The organism is Vibrio sp. 2130-1, from assembly GCF_033339515.1.
Genome location: NZ_JAWOUT010000010.1, coordinates 89,393 through 107,183, shown reverse-complemented (window position 1 = coordinate 107,183; position 17,791 = coordinate 89,393). Strand labels below are relative to the sequence as shown.

Below are 17,791 nucleotides of genomic sequence, written 5' to 3'. Positions count from 1 at the left end.
TTGCACAGATGCTATCACCTGCCAAAAATAGGCGGAAAAGTGAAAAGGAAACTACTCGTGATGATTCGAATTTCTCGTTGTAACGGCTACAAAAAAGGATTGAGAGGGATGACATTGATCGAATTACTGATAGCTGTCGTGATTGTCGGGATCATTGCTGCGATCGCCTACCCTTCTTACACTAATCATGTAATCAAGTCTCATAGGACGGTTGCCTTGAGCGATCTTAGTCGAATTCAGCTAGAGCTAGAGACATCTTATGATGGTGGGTACGACTGGAGTCATATTCTCTCTGGAGGAACATGCACTCTATGTGACTCAGACAAAAATAGATTTTCTTTCGATATTGCTAGCTCTGCAAGTACGGCCTATACCATTACAGCAACAGCAAAATCACCTCTTGGACAAGACGACGACGAGTGCTTGACTGGTTCTAAAACGATTACTTTAACGTCAACAAATGTCGAAGAACCAAGTGATTGCTGGAACTAGCAAGAACACCGAGATGCAAAAAGGCCTGCATTTTAGCAGGCCTTTGTATTTGTGCTTTTCACTAACGTCTTAGCTGGTTAAATCATCAAAGAACTTTTTCACACCGTTGAAAAAGCCTTCTGATTTAGGCTTGTGCTTTGTCGCCGCTTCACCACCACAAGATTCTTCAAACTCTTTGAGCAGTTCTTTTTGGCGTGAGCTTAGATTTACTGGTGTTTCGACAACCAACTTAACAATCAAGTCACCGATACCGCCACCGCGAACGCCTTTCACACCTTTACCACGCATGCGGAACATACGACCTGTTTGCGTTTCTGAAGGTACTTTTAGGCTTACGCGACCATCTAGAGTTGGTACTTCAACTTCACCACCTAGAGCCGCCATCGCAAAGCTTACTGGCACTTCACAGTATAGGTTGTTGCCATCACGCTCGAAGATATGGTGCTCTTTCACGTGCACTTGTACATACAAGTCGCCAGCAGGCGCCCCCATTTCTCCCGCTTCACCTTCGCCAGATAGACGAATACGGTCGCCAGTATCAACACCTGCAGGGATCTTAACGTTAAGTGTTTTTGTTTTCTGCTTACGACCTTGACCATGACACTCATTACAAGGGTCTTTAATGATTTTACCTTTACCGTGACAGGTAGGACAGGTTTGTTGCACTGCGAAGAAGCCTTGTCGCATCTGTACTTGACCATGACCATGACAGGTACCACATGTTTCAGCAGATGAACCTTTCTTCGCGCCACTACCATCACAGGTATCACAGTGTACTAGTGTCGGTACTTCGATCTCTTTCGTTACACCACGAACTGCTTCTTCTAGCGTTAATTCCATGTTGTAACGTAGGTCAGCACCTCGCTGGGCACGGTGGCCACCACCGCCACGACGACCACCACCAAAGATGTCACCGAATACATCGCCAAAGATGTCGCCGAAATCAGCACCGCCGCCGCCAAAGCCGCCGCCACCGAAACCACCGCCGCCTTGTTCAAAAGCAGCATGACCGTATTGGTCGTACGCCGCTTTCTTTTGAGGGTCGGTCAGAACTTCGTACGCTTCTTTTACTTCTTTAAACTTGTCCGCCGCAGAATCATCACCCTGGTTTCGGTCTGGGTGGAATTTCATCGCTAGACGCTTATACGCCTTTTTGATATCGCGCTCTGAGGCATCACGGCTTACGCCTAATACTTCGTAAAAATCACGTTTTGACATGTTCTTCGTCACCAGTTAATTACTACAAACGGCATCGATTCACCGCTTGGTGTTTGTATCGTTCTAGGTAAGTGCACTTGTCTGCAACATACTTAACTAGAAAGACAGCGTTTACAAACAGACGGGCGTAAGAGTTGCCCCAAACGCCCGCACACGAAGTCTTATCGACCCCAGATGGCTAAGTAGCCATCTGGTTAAGAAATATTATTTCTTGTCGTCTTTAACTTCTTCGAACTCAGCATCTACAACGTCGTCTTCTTTAGACTGTGCACCTGCGTCAGCACCTTGTGCTTGCTGCGCTTGAGCTTGTTGTTGAGCGATTTCCATCAGCTTTTGAGAAGCAGTCATTAGTGCTTGAACTTTAGCATCGATAGCTTCTTTGTCTTCGCCTTTACGTGCTGTTTCTAGCTCAGAAATTGCTGCTTCAATCTTCTCTTTCTCTTCTGCAGGTAGCGCTTCACCAGCTTCTTCTACTTGCTTACGAGTACCGTGAATCATTTGGTCAGCTTGGTTACGTGCAGTTGCTAGCTCTTCGAACTTCTTGTCCGCTTCTTTGTTAGCTTCTGCTTCTTGAACCATTTTCTCGATGTCTTCATCGCTTAGACCGCCAGAAGCTTGGATAGTGATCTTCTGCTCTTTACCAGTCTGCTTGTCTTTCGCAGATACGTGTAGGATACCGTCCGCATCAAGGTCAAACGTAACCTCGATTTGTGGCATACCACGTGGTGCAGGCTGGATGCCTTCTAGGTTAAATTGGCCTAGAGACTTGTTGTACATCGCTTGCTTACGCTCACCTTGTAGAACGTGGATAGTTACCGCGCTCTGGTTGTCTTCCGCTGTAGAGAAAACTTGGTTCGCTTTAGTTGGGATAGTTGTGTTCTTCTCAACTAACTTAGTCATCACGCCACCCATTGTCTCGATACCTAGAGACAGTGGAGTTACGTCTAGTAGTAGTACGTCTTTAACGTCACCAGCAAGTACACCACCTTGAACTGCAGCACCCATTGCTACTGCTTCGTCAGGGTTTACGTCACGGCGCGCTTCTTTACCAAAGAACTCAGCAACTTTCGCTTGAACCATTGGCATACGAGTCTGACCACCAACTAGGATTACGTCAGTGATGTCGTTTACTGATAGGTCAGCGTCAGCTAGAGCTACTTTTAATGGCTCAAGAGAGCGTTGTACTAGGTCTTCAACTAGAGATTCTAGTTTTGCACGAGTCACTTTAATGTTCATGTGCTTAGGACCAGTTGCATCTGCAGTAACGTAAGGTAGGTTTACGTCTGTTTGAGAAGTAGAAGAAAGCTCGATTTTCGCTTTCTCTGCTGCTTCTTTAACACGCTGCATTGCTAGTGGGTCGTTCTTAAGGTTGATGCCTTGCTCTTTGTTGAACTCATCAACCAAGTAGTTGATTAGACGGTTATCAAAGTCTTCACCACCTAGGTGAGTATCACCGTTAGTTGCTAGAACTTCGAATGTTTTCTCGCCTTCAACTTCATCAATTTCGATGATTGAAATATCGAATGTACCACCACCAAGGTCGTATACCGCGATAGTGCGATCGCCGCCTTTCTTATCTAGACCGTAAGCTAGTGCAGCTGCTGTTGGTTCGTTGATGATACGTTTAACTTCGAGACCTGCGATACGGCCAGCATCTTTTGTCGCTTGACGCTGAGCATCGTTAAAGTAAGCAGGTACTGTGATAACTGCGCCAGTTACTTCCTCACCAAGGAAGTCTTCAGCAGTTTTCTTCATTTTCTTAAGAACTTCAGCAGAAACCTGAGGAGCTGCCATTTTTTGGCCTTTCGCTTCTACCCAAGCATCACCGTTGTCAGCCTTAACGATTTTGTAAGGCATGATTTCGATGTCACGCTGAACTTCTTCGTCTTCAAAACGACGACCGATTAGACGCTTAATTGCAAATAGCGTGTTTTCTGGGTTAGTTACTGCTTGACGTTTCGCTGGTTGACCTACTAGCGTCTCACCGTCAGTGTAAGCAATAACCGATGCAGTAGTACGTTCGCCCTCTGCGTTTTCAATTACACGTGGTTTGTCGCCGTCTAATACAGCAACACATGAGTTAGTAGTACCTAAGTCAATACCAATGATTTTACCCATCTGGCTATCTCCGAATAAATTCTATTTTCGTTTGGTTATAACCCCAATGTGGGGGGAGGAGAATCGGGTTTCAACCCTTGCTCACAAACAAAAATAATCAATGTTTGCTTCTCTATGCCACATAGATAAGGGCGGCAAAATGCTTTTCAAGGGCAGAATTAAAAAAAAGCGTCTTTTTTCGAAATTTATGTGTTTCTTTCTGATTAGTTTGGAACTCGTCACACTGCTGTAGCGCAACAAAACGTCATTTCCCAGATAAATTTATTTATGCCCGACTCTTCCTAAATAAAAAACGAGCTCATAAGAGCTCGCTTCAATATTAGGGTTAAAATAAATGATTCAAGGTATTAGGCGTTCGCTTGAGCAGGCTCAGCATCAACACCTTCTTCTTTACCTATCTCACCTTCTGTTTTTGCAACAATGGTGTTCACTGCCGTGTCGCCGACAACGTTCGATGATGTACAGAACATATCATTAATACGGTCGACCGCTGCAATGATTGCCAAACCTTCAGGTGGTAAGCCTAGCTGGTGAAGCAAAACACCTACCATTACCACGCCGCCCCCAGGAACGCCGCCAGCACCAATAGATAACAGAAGAATAGTTAAGCCAAGTGTAAAGATGTCTGCGGTGTTAATTGGCTGGCCAAAAGCGTTCGCAACAAACATCGTTGCGAGAGCAATATAGATAGACACACCAGACATATTCATCGTTGCGCCCAGTGGTACACCGAAGCCAGCAACCGATTTAGAGACCTGAAGCTTTTCTGTCAGTGTGCGCATCGTTACCGGGATAGTCGCATTTGAGCTCGCGGTAGATAGAGAGAAAAGAATCTGCTCACGAGTTGCACGTAGGAAAGTCTTTGGAGAGGTTCCTGTCGCAATACTCACTGCCATTGGGTAGAAGAAGAAGATCCAGAACACCAACATCGCAACCACCAAAGCCACGTAACCGGCAACGGACATTAATGTATTGGCGTTTAGCGTTGCACCTAGTTGAATCATTAGTGCGAACACACCATATGGTGCAAGACTCATCACTAATCCAACCAATTTCATCATGATTTCATTTGCCATTTTGAATGTGCGAATAGCCGGGCCACCACGAGAATCCAAAGCTTGAATTGCAAGCCCCGTCAAAATTGCCATAAAGATGATTTGCAGCATGTCGCCGCTAGCAAACGCTTGTACAGGGTTGCTAGGAACAATGTTAACAACTAAAGAGAAAATGTCCGGCGTCTCTGTCGTTGTCAGTTGTACAGCCTCAGATACCGTTCCTGCTAGATTAGCGCCCGCTCCTGGCTGGAAGATCAAGCCGACAGTCAAAGCCGCCGTAATCGCAATGATGGTGTTAAGAATGTAAAGGGTAAAGGTTTTTCCACCAAGACGACCAAATGCACTGATGTCTTTCAAGTCAACAATGCCGCATACGATTGAAACGTAAACTAAAGGAACAACAAGCAATTTGATCAGTGAGACGAACATGCCGCCAACACCTTCTGCTGCTCCAAGTAGGTATGTATCAAAAATCGCAATACCGCTAAATAAGTACTGAATTGCTGTCCCCAGCACAAGGCCGGCAAACAAGCCTATAAAAATCTTACTAGAAAGCGATTTATCCATTATAAATCTCCGATATGTTGTGTTTACTATTTACATTTTTGTAGTTATATATGCTTACTTTTAAAGCATTAGTCGCAAATCATACACACCGAAGTTACAAAATAAAGTGATAATTTACATTTTTGTTAACGAAATTGTTTTAGAAAAAATGACTATATTTACATTCCTATGCAGAACAAACATTCACACAGCGAATGATTACAATCACTTATAGCCCTTTCCGTTAATAAACACGCAGCGAGATGAGAGAAAATCTCCTATAGGAAAATAATTAACCAATAGGAAAAAATATGAAGGGGATCAAATTTTCATTTATCGACACACAACGAAGTTCGATGCAGTCATTTATGTTTAAAACAAAAAAGCGCCCATCAAAAATGATGGGCGCTTTTATATTTAAAAAAAACAGGGAGTTAAAGTTACTTAGCAACCATTACCATTGCAGGACGAATCACACGGCCGTTTAGTTCGTAACCTTTTTGCATAACAAACATAACAGTGTTTGATTCATGATCAGGGCTCTCCTGAATCGACATCGCTTGATGGAACTCTGGATTGAATGCTTCACCTTCAGGGTTGATTGCTTTCAAGCCAAATTTCGCGACAACGTCTACAAACGTTTTATGTGTTAGTTCAACGCCTTCTAGGAACGGCTTCACAGTTTCATTCTCTGTATCTGCCGCTTGAATTGCACGCTCTAGGTTATCAATAACAGGAAGCAGCTCTTCTGCAAACTTGTTCAACGCAAACTTACGTGCTTTATCGATCTCTTGCTCAGTGCGACGACGCATGTTTTCTACTTCAGCTTTAGAACGCAACACCGCATCTTGTTGCTCTTTTACTTTTGCCTCGCTAGACAATAGTGCCGCTTCTAGTTGAGCAATCTTAGCGTCTGTCTCATCACCAAGCTCTTCAAGCTCAGCTTCAACTTCTTGTGCTTCAGCTTCTACTTTTTCAGCCTCTTCGATGATTTGATCAAGCTCTTCTTCTGTAACTTTGTTTTCTTCGTTGCTCATGATATCTCCAGAATTCAACATAATGCCCTTAAAGCCATGCGCGTTTTTGCGGGCTTTAACCACATAAAAATTCGCATATTTAGGTGACTTGCCATTATTATGGGGATGAAGATTCCTGATTCAAGCCTCTTTAATGCGGAAATGCTATGAAAAATCCATGTAACGTGATCGCGATTATCGGAAAACCAAGAGATCAACAAGCAATTCAAACTCATAAAGAGTTGTACCAATGGTTGACCTCTGAGGGCTATAAAGTATTCATTGACGATCGCCTTGCCGCAATACTGGATGATATCCCACAGAGTCAGTTTGCTAGCTTAGTTGAACTAGGAAAAAATGCCGATCTAGCCATTGTGGTTGGTGGCGATGGCAACATGCTAGGTGCAGCAAGAATTTTATCCCGATTTGATGTACCAGTTATAGGCGTGAACCGCGGAAATTTGGGCTTCTTAACTGACTTGAACCCAGACGACTTCCAAGCGTCTCTGCAAGCGGTACTCGACGGTGAGTACATTGAAGAGGAGCGTTTTCTTTTAGAGGCGGAAGTACACCGCCACGGACAAATAAAGAGCCATAACGCTGCGCTAAACGAAGCCGTACTTCACCCAGGGCAAATTGCTCATATGATTGAATTTGAAGTGTATATTGATGAAAGCTTCGCCTTCTCTTTACGGGCCGATGGTTTGATTGTCTCCACTCCGACTGGCTCGACGGCATATTCACTTTCTGGCGGCGGCCCAATTCTTTCTCCTAGCTTGAATGCCATTTCACTCGTGCCAATGTTCCCTCATACATTGTCGAGTCGACCTTTGGTGGTTGATGGAAAACGTCGAATTAAATTGGTGGTATCACCAGAAAACCGTGGAACACAAGAAGTTAGCTGTGATGGACAAGTCTCACTTCCAGTTACCCCTGGCGACGAAATTCACATCTATCAAAGTCCAAATGTACTAAAGCTCATCCATCCAAAAGACTACAGCTACTATCACGTCTTACGGAATAAGCTTGGCTGGTCTAGTAAATTGTTCTAACACTTGTTACTCAGGGTAATAACTTCAATAAAAAAGCCAGCAGCTCAATTGCTACTGGCTTTTGGCTTTCTTAGACAAGAAATAGACACAAAGTAGTGAGGCGACACGATATTTGTCATCATTAAAGAGAAGCTTATAAATTTTGATCCTGTGGGCAAACTTTACACAAAAGATAGAAAAGCAAATTCAATGATCTATGTCCGGTGATATTCTCACCATGAATAGAGTATTAACTCTATTTCATACAATCAATAAAGGACATATTATGAAGAAAACCATCATTCTGTCTGTTCTCAGTACATTAGCACTTATTGGCTGCCAATCAGAGGAAACGCAAGTCAACAGTGTATCCAACGCAAAAGCGGAAGATATCACTAAGACGAAGCGTGCCCTAGCTCAACAATTGAGTGAGAACTATGCTGCCATTGAACCCATGTTGAGAAGAGATATTACTCCGCAACAGACTAACGTGTCTGTATCAGCATTTGTTAAGCAAAACCCTAACTCAGAGTTCAGCCGCCAGCTTGTACAAGCTGACACTCAAATTCGTAGCTGGAAAGGTATTTCTGAATACTCAGATCAGTTGTTAGAAGTTCGCTTGGCAAATGAAGCCATGATAACAGCATGGCAAAGTGGCGAGGTCGAGCCATTATTTGCGTTTGAACCAAGTGGTGATGATGAGAATTGGCAATACATCGAAGCATTTGATGTTTATGGCAACATCCATCAACTCGATGTTTACCAGCTCCCTGAGGTACCTGTACTTGTCGTTGATAACAATAGCTCTGCAGAGCTAAAAGCAGGCTTGCAAGCTATGCAAGCTGAGATGAAAAAACTCGGTCAACCAGCTTTAGTTCAACCATATATTGCTGATGAACAACGCCAAAATACACCGTTATTGTCAAGTAGCGCAGTGGGCGAAGCGGCTCCAATTCAAACCACGCAGTTGAAAAAGATCCGTCTAGCCGATGACAAAGAACCTTGGATCTCTGGCAAGGCAGAAATCTACGCTATCGTAACGGGCGTCAATCCAAGTCGTGATGAACCTACTCTCGATTTGGTGGAGCTTCCATACTTAGACTACGATAACCAAGATTACTATCCAAATCAGATCATTATTCACTGGTCTCGTTACCGCTGGGGTGCGGCAGACATTGTGCTCATGGAGCAAGATGACGGCACAGACTATAAACAATTGGCAAAACTCCTTGTTCAAGTTGCCGAAGAAGTATTGAAAGCGATTCCAGATCCAGAAGTTCAGGCTTACGCGATTATTCCGCAAATCACGAACAAGATCATCGACACTATCCCCGATGGTGTACTCACGAATGATGATGACTTCGTCGACGTTTACTACACTCTAATGCAAGATACTTCATACGTAGATCACCCAGGTGCAGGTGTGAATGCAGTCGTCACACTAGAACCACTAACGATTAACCCAACTCGTCCGTAACCTGTTCAATTTTAATGAGTCGTTGTAATCACATCGGCTCATTTTTCCCACTTCATCACAAAAAAACAGCCTACAAAGAAAATTTTCCTCACCTGACTTTACTGTATAAGAGAACAGTATATACTGTTCTCTTATACAGTATTGTTCGGTTATACAGGTAAATAAAATGCTGGCTCATCTAAGTGTTAATAATTTTGCGATTGTTAAGTCTTTACAACTCGAGCTTTCTAAGGGCATGACCACCATTACAGGTGAAACAGGCGCGGGTAAATCCATTGCTATCGATGCTTTAGGGCTCTGCTTAGGCGGACGAGCCGATGCCGGCATGGTGCGACAAGGTGAAGAGAAAACCGAAGTTAGCGCCGCTTTTTTATTGGACAACAACTTACATGCAACACGTTGGTTAGAAGATAACGATCTGCTAGATGGCAGTGAGTGTATTTTGCGTCGTATTATCACAAAAGAAGGCCGCTCAAGAGCCTTCATTAATGGCAGCCCTGTTCCACTATCACAACTCAAATCTCTAGGGCAGCTACTTATCAATATCCATGGGCAGCACGCTCATCATCAATTGATGAAAAGTGAGCACCAAATGGCCATGCTCGACCAATATGCTGGGCATTTAAACCTACTAAAAAGCACACGAAGTGCTTACCAGCATTGGCGTCAGGCAGACAATAACCTCAAGCAACTAAAAGAAAATAGCCAGCAAAACCAGGCGCAAAAACAATTGCTTGAATACCAAATCAAAGAACTAAATGAGTTATCGCTAGGTGAAGAAGAATTTGCAGAGCTCGAGCAAGAGCACAAACGACTATCCAACAGTGGTGAACTCGCCACTACCTGTCAGCAAGCCATCGAACTTATTTACGAAGGTGAAGAAGTCAATGCGCTTGGTATTTTGCAATCGGCCAATCACTCCCTAATTCAATTAGCCGAATTAGATGAAAAGCTATCTGAGCTACCTAACATGCTGTCAGAAGCGATGATTCAACTTGAAGAAACGAAGAATGAATTACGCAGCTACTTAGACGGCATCGATGTTGATCCAGCTCGTATGGCTTATGTAGAAGAACGTTTTTCTAAAGTGATGTCTGTAGCTCGTAAACACTACGTAATGCCAGAAGAACTCTACCAGCATCATCAAGATCTTCTGGCCCAAGTAGAAGCGTTAGATTGCTCCGATGAACGTTTAGATGAGCTTGCTCAAGAAGTAGAACACAAGTACCAAAGCTTTCTAACACAAGCAGAAAAACTGCACAAATCACGCAGCCGTTACGCAAAAGAACTGAACAAACTGATCACACAAAGCATGCACGAATTGAGCATGGAGAAAGCAGTATTCAGTATCGAAGTTAGCAATGACAACACGCACCCATCGCCGCTTGGCATGGACAGCGTGTGCTTCTTAGTATCGACCAACCCGGGACAACCATTACAACCTATAGCAAAAGTTGCGTCAGGCGGTGAGCTATCACGCATCTCTCTAGCGATCCAAGTGATCACCGCTCAGAAAGTAGATACACCAAGTTTAATCTTCGATGAAGTGGATGTAGGTATTAGTGGCCCAACAGCTGCCGTAGTGGGCAAAATGCTACGCAAGCTTGGCGAATCTACTCAAGTATTGTGTGTCACTCACCTCCCTCAAGTTGCAGGATGCGGCCATCAACAAATGTTTGTAGCTAAGCAAACCAAAGCAGGCCAAACCGAAACCCAAATGCACGCATTAGATGAACAACAACGTGTGGCAGAATTAGCTCGCTTACTTGGTGGTAGTCAAATAACCGACTCAACATTGGCAAACGCAAAAGAACTGCTTATCGCCGCTTAATAAATCGACAAGGGATGAGAAATGGATATCAGAGCAATACACAAAACCAACTGCTTAGATCTCATCCCTATTTTTATTGAGTTAGAACATTACTACTTCAAAGAAAAAGCTTCATCAAAACACGATCTGATCCATTATCTAAAGAGCCAAGTCTTCTCTGAACATTCTGGCGTTCATATCATTGCGGTTTACGATAATGATGACGTCGTAGGCTTTGCATCTTATACCGTCATGTTCCCTGCCCCAAAACTCTCAGGGCAGATGTACTTAAAAGATCTGTTCGTATCTTCGAAGGTTCGAGGAAAAGGGGTTGGTCTCAAGTTAATGAAGTATCTGGCATCTTTGGCGATCAAGTGTGGATGCCAAAGGTTGGACTGGACAGCTGAAAGTAGTAACCCTACCGCAGGTCAGTTTTACCGCTCAATTGGTGCAACACTAATTAATGAAAAAGAGTATTATCGTTTTTCAGGTGATGCATTACGCAAATTCGCCAAAACCGACTAACGAGTCACTAGGCTTGGCTCACCGCTGAAAGCGTCCATCACCCTATTTCCGATTGAAATTTGCTCTTCGTCACCTAACTAATACGTCATGTGGTGACATTTACCGTCTAATATCGGTGAATAAATGCAACTCAACTCAAAATTCGTTGTCAGATTGTCTACCATACGACGCATAGCTTTTTACATCTGCGTCGAGCTTGTTTATTATCAGCGCAGTATTTTAAAGGTTACTAAGAAATTATTATGCAATTAAAGAAGTGGTTAGTTGCCGTACCATTAGCAATGACATTGCTGACAGGATGTTCGGTATTGGAAAGACTGGTTTATCGTATTGATATCAACCAAGGCAACTATGTAGAACAAAGTGCGGTTGATAAATTAAAGTTTGGGATGACTAAAGCACAGGTTCGCTTCGTATTAGGGTCGCCAATGCTTATTGAAAACGGCTATCCAAACACTTGGTATTACATCTATCATCATACTCCTGGCCATGGCGAACCAGTACAGAAAGATCTGATTGTAAACTTTAATGACCAGGGCACGCTCGCAGACATCAGTGGTGACTTTCCAAAAAGTGACGCATTTTACGAGCAAATTCAGTAAACTGACTTTTGCAAAAAAACCTCCCGTTTGGGAGGTTTTTTATTATATAGAAATCACGTTAGTCAAACTTTGAGTAACTCACATGAGCTATTGGGTTTATATTAATCCTGCTTATTTTTACGTACAGAACTAGGCTTGCCACCGGTGACTGGGTCTGCACTCCCCACGGCTTTAGCCTGCTCCGCCCGTTTACGGCGAATCTCTTTCGGATCGGCGAGTAACGGACGATAAATCTCTATTCGATCTCGATCTCGAACGGTCACATCTAACTTCACGTTACGACTAAACACACCCACTTTGTTCTTGGACAAATCAATTTCAGGGTACAACTCCAATACACCGGATTGTCGAATGATCTCTTCTACCGTTGCGTGATTATTTACCACTAAGTTAAATACACGCTGTTCATGAGGAAGAGCATAGACAACCTCAACGTGAATCATATCTGACTCAATACTCATAACACTCGTAGACCTGTTTTGCGCGTTTAGTAAATGCATTTACCATATTACTAGTAAGCTCGTTAAAAATCTTACCGAAGGCCATCTCAATCATTTTACTCGAGAATTCAAACTCAAGCTTTAGTTCAACCTTGCAAGCTTGCTCATCTAACGCGGTAAAAATCCAACCACCACGCAACGTCTTAAACGGGCCATCCACCAAGTTCATCATAATTGCCTGACCGGGGATCAACTCATTTGAAGTCGTAAACGTTTTGCTGATTCCAGCCTTCGCCACATCGACAGAAGCCACCATACCATTCCCCGAAGACTCAATGATTCTAGAGCCCGAGCAACCAGGCAGAAATTCAGGGTATTTAGCAACATCATTAACCAGATTGAACATCTGTTCGGCGCTAAAAGACACAAGCGCAGAACGGCTGACTTGCTTCATACATACTCCTATCGATACATGTACAGATTTAAAGCTACTCGCCAATTTTACTTTTATTCCACGATTGCGCAAATAAAAGGATTTCCTATCCGATATCCAACCCGTATAATGACGCTATTATGGCAAAGAAAAAAACGAAACAAAAAGCGGGTAGCAATACTATCGCGCTGAATAAAAAAGCTCGCCACGAGTATTTCATCGATGATGAAATCGAAGCTGGCTTGGAGCTCCAAGGTTGGGAAGTGAAAGCCCTTCGCCAAGGTAAAGCCAATATTTCTGAAAGTTACGTATTTATGCGTGACGGTGAAGCCTTTGTGAGTGGCATGACAATCACTCCTTTAAATCAGGCATCGACACACGTTGTGGCGAACCCTACACGTGTGCGTAAACTACTAATGAGTCGTCGTGAGCTGGATAACCTATTCGGACGTGTAAACCGTGAAGGTATGACATTAACGGCCCTCTCACTGTACTGGTCTCGCTCTTGGGTGAAACTAAAAATTGGCGTAGCAAAAGGTAAAAAGCTGCACGATAAACGTACGGATCTAAAAGAAAAAGACTGGGCAAGAGAAAAAGCACGCGTAATGAAGAGCGCGCTGCGTTAATCTTGACCACTTAAACGCATAGTACTGGACAGCCAATGCTTTTCTGTTACTATGCGAATATTACCTGGGGCTGATTTAGGATTCGACGGGAATTCAGAAGTCTGAGGTGCATGCCGAGGTGCGGTAGGCCTCGTTAACAAACCGCAAAAAAATAGTCGCAAACGACGAAAACTACGCACTAGCAGCTTAATAACCTGCTAAGAGCTCTCTCGCCCTAGCTTCCGCACGTAAGACGGGGAACAACGAGGGATCAAACCCAAACGCGCTAGCCCGGATTCTCCCGCCTGAGAGATGAACGGCGAATTTTAATTCAGGCTAGTCATTCATTAGCGTGTCGGTTCGCAGGTGGGTGGCGAAATTAAAGATCGACTAAGCATGTAGTACCAATGATGAACGGTTTTCGGACGCGGGTTCAACTCCCGCCAGCTCCACCAAACGTTTGGAAAGGGCGGTAACTCTCTGAGTTATCGCCCTTTTTGTATTCGCCACTTCAATATTAGGCTGTTTGTACTACATTTTGGTACTAAAACATGCGCTATTTATCTATATCAAAATCTGGCATTTGGCAGTTTCGCTTTCAAATCCCCTCAGAGCATCGACACTTATTTGATGGGATTCGTGAAGTTAAACGATCGCTAAAAACATCATGCAAAGATAAAGCTACGCTTTTAGCATTAGAACTAGAGATACAGGTTCGTCGCACCATTATATCCCCGACTGCAACCACAGCACCAAAGCAAGTCAGACCCATTCAGAACGAAAAAAAGCACCCACCAGCAAAACAGAAAAAGCTTAAGGTGTTATGCCCAGAAAAGATGCTAGAGCGCTTTTGTCTTTATAAGGCTCAGCATATTTCTCCTAAGGCCGTTGGAATGCTGAAAGCTAAGTGCAAAACCGTTCTTGATTTAGTTGGAAAATCCCATCTCCCTTTAATTCGCAGACGCGATGCAGAAGACGCAGTGCAGCTATTGCGACATTACCCCGTAAACATGAAGAAACACCCCCAGTTCAAAGGCCTAACAGCCAAGGAGGCAGTTAAACTCAATAATAGCCTTAATATGCCTACACTCAGTGAAGAGTCGGTAAAAGATTATTGTCAGAAAGCGTCAGGATTCTTTGAGTGGTGCCACTTGAACGAATTTACTGATATCAACCCATTCAAAGCAATTCGCTTCCGCAAGCAACGTAAAGATAGTGAAGCCAAAAACGCATATGCAAAAACAGACTTACAGAAAATTTTTAGTACAGAAATTCATGCGAAGGGAGACTTCAGACATCCCTACTACTACTGGCTCCCTCTCTTAGCTTATTTTACAGGTGCTCGGCAGAATGAACTGTGCCAACTCTACAAAGCGGACATTTATCAACAGAGTGGTATTTGGGTGATCCGAATTGATGATCGATATGAGGGACAGAAACTAAAAAATGTAACGAGTCGTCGCGTTATCCCAATTCACCGACAATTAATAGAACTTGGATTCATTAAATACCTACACTCAATCAAACATGAGCGTGTGTTTCCTGAACTGAAAAATTCACGAGATGGTTTTGGTAGCACCGCCTCTAAGTGGTATGGACGCTTTAAAACCAAACTTGGTTTTGGCAAAGGGCATGACTTTCATTCTTTCCGTCATACGGTAGCGACACAACTTAAACAAAAGCAAGTTTCCCATATTGTGGCTGGTGCGATACTAGGTCACACCTTGAATAACATTACCTACGACCGCTACGGGAAGGATCTGAACATTGAGCAAGTGATGACTGTCGTAAACCTGATTGAACCCCTCCCCTTAGATAAGGTGCCAAACTATTCAACTGAGTGACCCTAGCGACCTCTTAAACAGTTATGTGGCTTTAATTTTGGGCGTGATTTCACGCCCAAAAAAAATAAACTCATTAGCTCTTTATTTCAAAATTCAGCTCAAAGCAACCAAATAAACAACTTAAAAACAACAACTTAAAAAACAAGTTGCAGTTAAGTATGCATACATGTATGTGATTGATAGGTTGCTAGTTTTTTTTCTTTACGGGCGTGAAAGACCTTCTTAGATTGATTGGAAAGCAATCGAATAATTAGGAACTATTATGAATTTATCCTCTTCTGTAGCACAAAGCTTACGCTCAAATTTCAGAGATACTGTAAATCTCGAAGCTATCCTCAGTCTTAAAATACCAGTGCAACGAAGCCATAAGACACTAGAACCACTAACAGGTGTCGAACTACTAGATGCTTATACAGATTCACGTATCAAACTCGGCAAATCTAAGCTAAAAAACATCCAGCAAGATCATGAACTTCTTGCGAGAGTATTGCACCTTATCGGTTTTGATGACTTAAACGAGCTTGATCGTTCAGGCGCTGAAAACGTTCGAGACGCCTTGAGCCACTATCCCACAAACGCAAAGAAACACTCTGAGTTTGCGGGACTAACAGGGTACGACGTAATCTTCAAAAATGCGGCCTTGCCAAAGCCTAAACCATGTCTATCCCTTACAACCGTCAAAGGGATAATCGAAAAATTCTCTACTTTTCTTAACTGGAGCAAAGCTCATGGATACGTTAAGGACAATGTATTCTATCGACTTCCAAAAAAGAGTGAAAAAGGTGGTCGGAAACGCCTATGCTTTTCCGACCACCACCTTGCTGCCATTTTCAACATGACAGACTACAAATCTCATCGCTACCTTCATTCTTATTACTACTGGGTACCACTATTGTTACGTTACACAGGGGCAAGGCTAAATGAAATCTGCCAACTAATCTTTGATGATGTAACTCAAGTTGATGGTGTTTACTGTCTTAAGATTAGGGAGAACTTCCAAGGGCAGAGTGTCAAAAATAGTTCATCTATCAGGCTGATCCCTATTCATAATGAATTGATTGCAAAAGGTTTCTTATCATTCGTAGATTCAAAAAACGATGGTCGTCTCTTCCCAGAACTGCCTCTTGTTGATGGCTACTACTCGACTAACGCTTCGAAGTGGTTTAGTCGCCGTAGGGATTCATTGGGTTTAGGTAAAGGGTTAGATGCACACTCTTTCCGACACACGTTCATCAATGAGTTGAAACAGTTAGGAATTTCCAAAGAGATTATAGAGTGCATTGTTGGCCATAAACATAATTCTGAGTCGTTTGATACGTACAGTGAGCAATACCATCCTAGAATTCTTGCTCCTGTTGTTAATATGATAGATACGAGCCATACCGCATATATTCGCCCATATAATTTAGCGTGATACCTATTTAAACAGCACCACCACAACTAAAAAATATTTTATTAACCCATATATTTTGGGTGAACGGCTTCGCTCACCCTAAATTTACTGAAAGTTTATTTAATGAAAAAAAATACATTGGCAACACTCATTGAACTCGCTATCAATGAGGACTTAGATAATATTAAACAGAACGCTGCTGAGAGCGTTTTTATCTTTGACCGTTTAGTTCTCAAAGGACAGTCAAGTACTCTTTTTGCACCACCGAATGCTGGCAAAACCTTATTAATCATCAACCAACTGAAACAAGCTCATGCAGCAGGTCTTACTAACGATCTATCGGTCTTTTATATAAATGCTGATGACACTCAAAATGGAGTTATTGAAAAAACTGAAATTTTGGAAAGTATTGGGGTTCACGTGCTTGTTCCCGGATATAACGGCTTCGAATCACATTCTCTGTTAGCCATCTTAGACGGATTATCTGATGATGATGCAGCAAAGGATGTTGTGATCATTGTGGATACTCTTAAGAAGTTCGCTGACACAATGGACAAAAAACATATGCGTAGATTTGGTATCACTGTCAGAGATTTTGTTATGAGGGGGGGAACCTTTATCGGTTTAGGTCATACCAACAAAAATCGAGATGGCGACAACAAACTTGTCTATTCTGGGACATCAGATCTTGTCGAAGACGTAGATTGTATCTACATGATGGACATTAAATATGACAATACTGACGAAAATGGAACCCAAACAAAACACATTCAACTGATAAACCAAAAACTCCGTGGTAATAATGCCCTTGAGCTGACATTCGCATACCAAAAAGCAGAAAGTTTGAAGTATGTTGATATGATAAATTCTGTTCGAAATATCGATGAAAATACGCATACAAAGGCAAAATCTTTACAAGATGAAGTGTTTAAATATAATGATTATCTTGATAAGTACCCTGATGCCGTTTCATTAATAAAGTCTGTTTTAGATGGCAATAAGATGGATAAAACGGAATTAAGAGATTTTCTTTTAAAAAACACAAAATATGGCCGTGACAAGTGCGCTGAAATAATTGACCGTGTATCTGGTAAGCTCATCAACTTTGAGGTTAGCGGAAAAACAGGGCGAAAGAAAATATATTACCTTATCAACAACGCTTAACTGGCATCAGTTGATTCCGTTT

Annotated in this window: 16 protein-coding genes and 1 other RNA gene; 11 read left to right on the top strand and 6 right to left on the bottom strand. The window is 42.8% G+C overall.

The genetic code is table 11. The features are described from left to right. Positions 1-60: 60 nt before the first annotated feature. Complete coding sequence (locus tag R7Q09_RS16100) at positions 61-492, top strand: type IV pilin protein (protein ID WP_053302986.1); 432 nt, start codon at positions 61-63, stop codon at positions 490-492. Positions 493-561: 69 nt separating this feature from the next. On the opposite strand, the gene dnaJ is transcribed toward R7Q09_RS16100, so the two are convergent. The 4 genes from dnaJ to grpE all read right to left on the bottom strand — a co-directional run bounded on the left by dnaJ (position 562) and on the right by grpE (position 6,466). Then, positions 562-1,710 (bottom strand): molecular chaperone DnaJ, encoded by a 1,149-nt coding sequence (gene dnaJ, locus R7Q09_RS16095; protein ID WP_017635700.1) that lies wholly within the window; start codon positions 1,708-1,710, stop codon positions 562-564. A 204-nt stretch (positions 1,711-1,914) separates the two neighbouring features. Beyond that, complete coding sequence (gene dnaK / locus R7Q09_RS16090) at positions 1,915-3,828, bottom strand: molecular chaperone DnaK (protein WP_005381623.1); 1,914 nt, start codon at positions 3,826-3,828, stop codon at positions 1,915-1,917. A 347-nt stretch (positions 3,829-4,175) separates the two neighbouring features. After that, the gene (locus R7Q09_RS16085; RefSeq protein ID WP_005381625.1) at positions 4,176-5,450 is read right to left on the bottom strand and encodes a dicarboxylate/amino acid:cation symporter; all 1,275 of its coding nucleotides are present in this window, start codon (positions 5,448-5,450) and stop codon (positions 4,176-4,178) included. 419 nt (positions 5,451-5,869) lie between these two features. Beyond that, positions 5,870-6,466: a nucleotide exchange factor GrpE gene (gene grpE, locus R7Q09_RS16080; protein ID WP_021034134.1), complete on the bottom strand. Its 597-nt coding sequence runs from the start codon at positions 6,464-6,466 to the stop codon at positions 5,870-5,872. Between the two features lie 146 nt (positions 6,467-6,612). Here grpE and nadK point away from each other — a divergent pair, with 146 nt between their 5' ends. The 5 genes from nadK to bamE all read left to right on the top strand — a co-directional run bounded on the left by nadK (position 6,613) and on the right by bamE (position 11,890). Continuing rightward, the gene (nadK, locus tag R7Q09_RS16075) at positions 6,613-7,497 is read left to right on the top strand and encodes an NAD(+) kinase (RefSeq protein WP_005381631.1); all 885 of its coding nucleotides are present in this window, start codon (positions 6,613-6,615) and stop codon (positions 7,495-7,497) included. A gap of 265 nt (positions 7,498-7,762) precedes the next feature. Then, positions 7,763-8,953, top strand: coding sequence for a DUF3103 domain-containing protein (locus tag R7Q09_RS16070; RefSeq protein ID WP_005383752.1), 1,191 nt, complete (start codon positions 7,763-7,765; stop codon positions 8,951-8,953). Positions 8,954-9,119: 166 nt separating this feature from the next. Continuing rightward, on the top strand, positions 9,120-10,784 hold the full coding sequence (gene recN / locus R7Q09_RS16065; protein ID WP_318070986.1) for a DNA repair protein RecN: 1,665 nt from the start codon (positions 9,120-9,122) through the stop codon (positions 10,782-10,784). Between the two features lie 21 nt (positions 10,785-10,805). After that, on the top strand, positions 10,806-11,288 hold the full coding sequence (locus tag R7Q09_RS16060; protein ID WP_262597620.1) for a GNAT family N-acetyltransferase: 483 nt from the start codon (positions 10,806-10,808) through the stop codon (positions 11,286-11,288). A 242-nt stretch (positions 11,289-11,530) separates the two neighbouring features. Then, complete coding sequence (gene bamE / locus R7Q09_RS16055; protein WP_017820585.1) at positions 11,531-11,890, top strand: outer membrane protein assembly factor BamE; 360 nt, start codon at positions 11,531-11,533, stop codon at positions 11,888-11,890. 101 nt (positions 11,891-11,991) lie between these two features. On the opposite strand, the gene R7Q09_RS16050 is transcribed toward bamE, so the two are convergent. Next, on the bottom strand, positions 11,992-12,351 hold the full coding sequence (locus tag R7Q09_RS16050) for an RnfH family protein (protein WP_213868821.1): 360 nt from the start codon (positions 12,349-12,351) through the stop codon (positions 11,992-11,994). After that, a complete protein-coding gene (locus R7Q09_RS16045) occupies positions 12,341-12,784 on the bottom strand; it encodes an SRPBCC family protein (RefSeq protein WP_005381641.1) in 444 nt (147 codons plus the stop codon). Before R7Q09_RS16045 ends, R7Q09_RS16050 begins: the two co-directional genes overlap by 11 nt. Positions 12,785-12,903: 119 nt before the next feature. On the opposite strand from R7Q09_RS16045, the gene smpB reads away from it, so the two are divergent. The 5 genes from smpB (at position 12,904) to R7Q09_RS16020 (ending at position 17,769) form a co-directional block, all read left to right on the top strand. After that, positions 12,904-13,389 carry an SsrA-binding protein SmpB gene (gene smpB / locus R7Q09_RS16040; RefSeq protein WP_005381642.1) on the top strand — a complete coding sequence of 162 codons (486 nt, stop codon included), beginning with the start codon at positions 12,904-12,906 and terminating at the stop codon, positions 13,387-13,389. A gap of 66 nt (positions 13,390-13,455) precedes the next feature. Further along, positions 13,456-13,823, top strand: a transfer-messenger RNA (tmRNA) gene (ssrA, locus tag R7Q09_RS16035). 96 nt (positions 13,824-13,919) lie between these two features. Further along, on the top strand, positions 13,920-15,212 hold the full coding sequence (locus R7Q09_RS16030) for a site-specific integrase (RefSeq protein ID WP_140272037.1): 1,293 nt from the start codon (positions 13,920-13,922) through the stop codon (positions 15,210-15,212). 262 nt (positions 15,213-15,474) lie between these two features. Continuing rightward, a complete protein-coding gene (locus tag R7Q09_RS16025) occupies positions 15,475-16,626 on the top strand; it encodes a site-specific integrase (protein ID WP_140272036.1) in 1,152 nt (383 codons plus the stop codon). Between the two features lie 102 nt (positions 16,627-16,728). Further along, positions 16,729-17,769, top strand: a complete 1,041-nt coding sequence (locus R7Q09_RS16020) for a hypothetical protein (RefSeq protein WP_154119501.1) — start codon at positions 16,729-16,731, stop codon at positions 17,767-17,769. The last annotated feature ends 22 nt before the right edge of the window (positions 17,770-17,791 follow it).

What these genes read in the sequence shown, in the direction of transcription:
- R7Q09_RS16100 (WP_053302986.1), top strand. Translation starts at nt 61, where the DNA reads ATGATTCGAATTTCTCGTTGTAACGGCTACAAAAAAGGATTGAGAGGG.
- dnaJ (WP_017635700.1), bottom strand. Translation starts at nt 1,710, where the DNA reads ATGTCAAAACGTGATTTTTACGAAGTATTAGGCGTAAGCCGTGATGCC.
- dnaK (WP_005381623.1), bottom strand. Translation starts at nt 3,828, where the DNA reads ATGGGTAAAATCATTGGTATTGACTTAGGTACTACTAACTCATGTGTT.
- R7Q09_RS16085 (WP_005381625.1), bottom strand. Translation starts at nt 5,450, where the DNA reads ATGGATAAATCGCTTTCTAGTAAGATTTTTATAGGCTTGTTTGCCGGC.
- grpE (WP_021034134.1), bottom strand. Translation starts at nt 6,466, where the DNA reads ATGAGCAACGAAGAAAACAAAGTTACAGAAGAAGAGCTTGATCAAATC.
- nadK (WP_005381631.1), top strand. Translation starts at nt 6,613, where the DNA reads ATGAAAAATCCATGTAACGTGATCGCGATTATCGGAAAACCAAGAGAT.
- R7Q09_RS16070 (WP_005383752.1), top strand. Translation starts at nt 7,763, where the DNA reads ATGAAGAAAACCATCATTCTGTCTGTTCTCAGTACATTAGCACTTATT.
- recN (WP_318070986.1), top strand. Translation starts at nt 9,120, where the DNA reads ATGCTGGCTCATCTAAGTGTTAATAATTTTGCGATTGTTAAGTCTTTA.
- R7Q09_RS16060 (WP_262597620.1), top strand. Translation starts at nt 10,806, where the DNA reads ATGGATATCAGAGCAATACACAAAACCAACTGCTTAGATCTCATCCCT.
- bamE (WP_017820585.1), top strand. Translation starts at nt 11,531, where the DNA reads ATGCAATTAAAGAAGTGGTTAGTTGCCGTACCATTAGCAATGACATTG.
- R7Q09_RS16050 (WP_213868821.1), bottom strand. Translation starts at nt 12,351, where the DNA reads ATGAGTATTGAGTCAGATATGATTCACGTTGAGGTTGTCTATGCTCTT.
- R7Q09_RS16045 (WP_005381641.1), bottom strand. Translation starts at nt 12,784, where the DNA reads ATGAAGCAAGTCAGCCGTTCTGCGCTTGTGTCTTTTAGCGCCGAACAG.
- smpB (WP_005381642.1), top strand. Translation starts at nt 12,904, where the DNA reads ATGGCAAAGAAAAAAACGAAACAAAAAGCGGGTAGCAATACTATCGCG.
- R7Q09_RS16030 (WP_140272037.1), top strand. Translation starts at nt 13,920, where the DNA reads ATGCGCTATTTATCTATATCAAAATCTGGCATTTGGCAGTTTCGCTTT.
- R7Q09_RS16025 (WP_140272036.1), top strand. Translation starts at nt 15,475, where the DNA reads ATGAATTTATCCTCTTCTGTAGCACAAAGCTTACGCTCAAATTTCAGA.
- R7Q09_RS16020 (WP_154119501.1), top strand. Translation starts at nt 16,729, where the DNA reads ATGAAAAAAAATACATTGGCAACACTCATTGAACTCGCTATCAATGAG.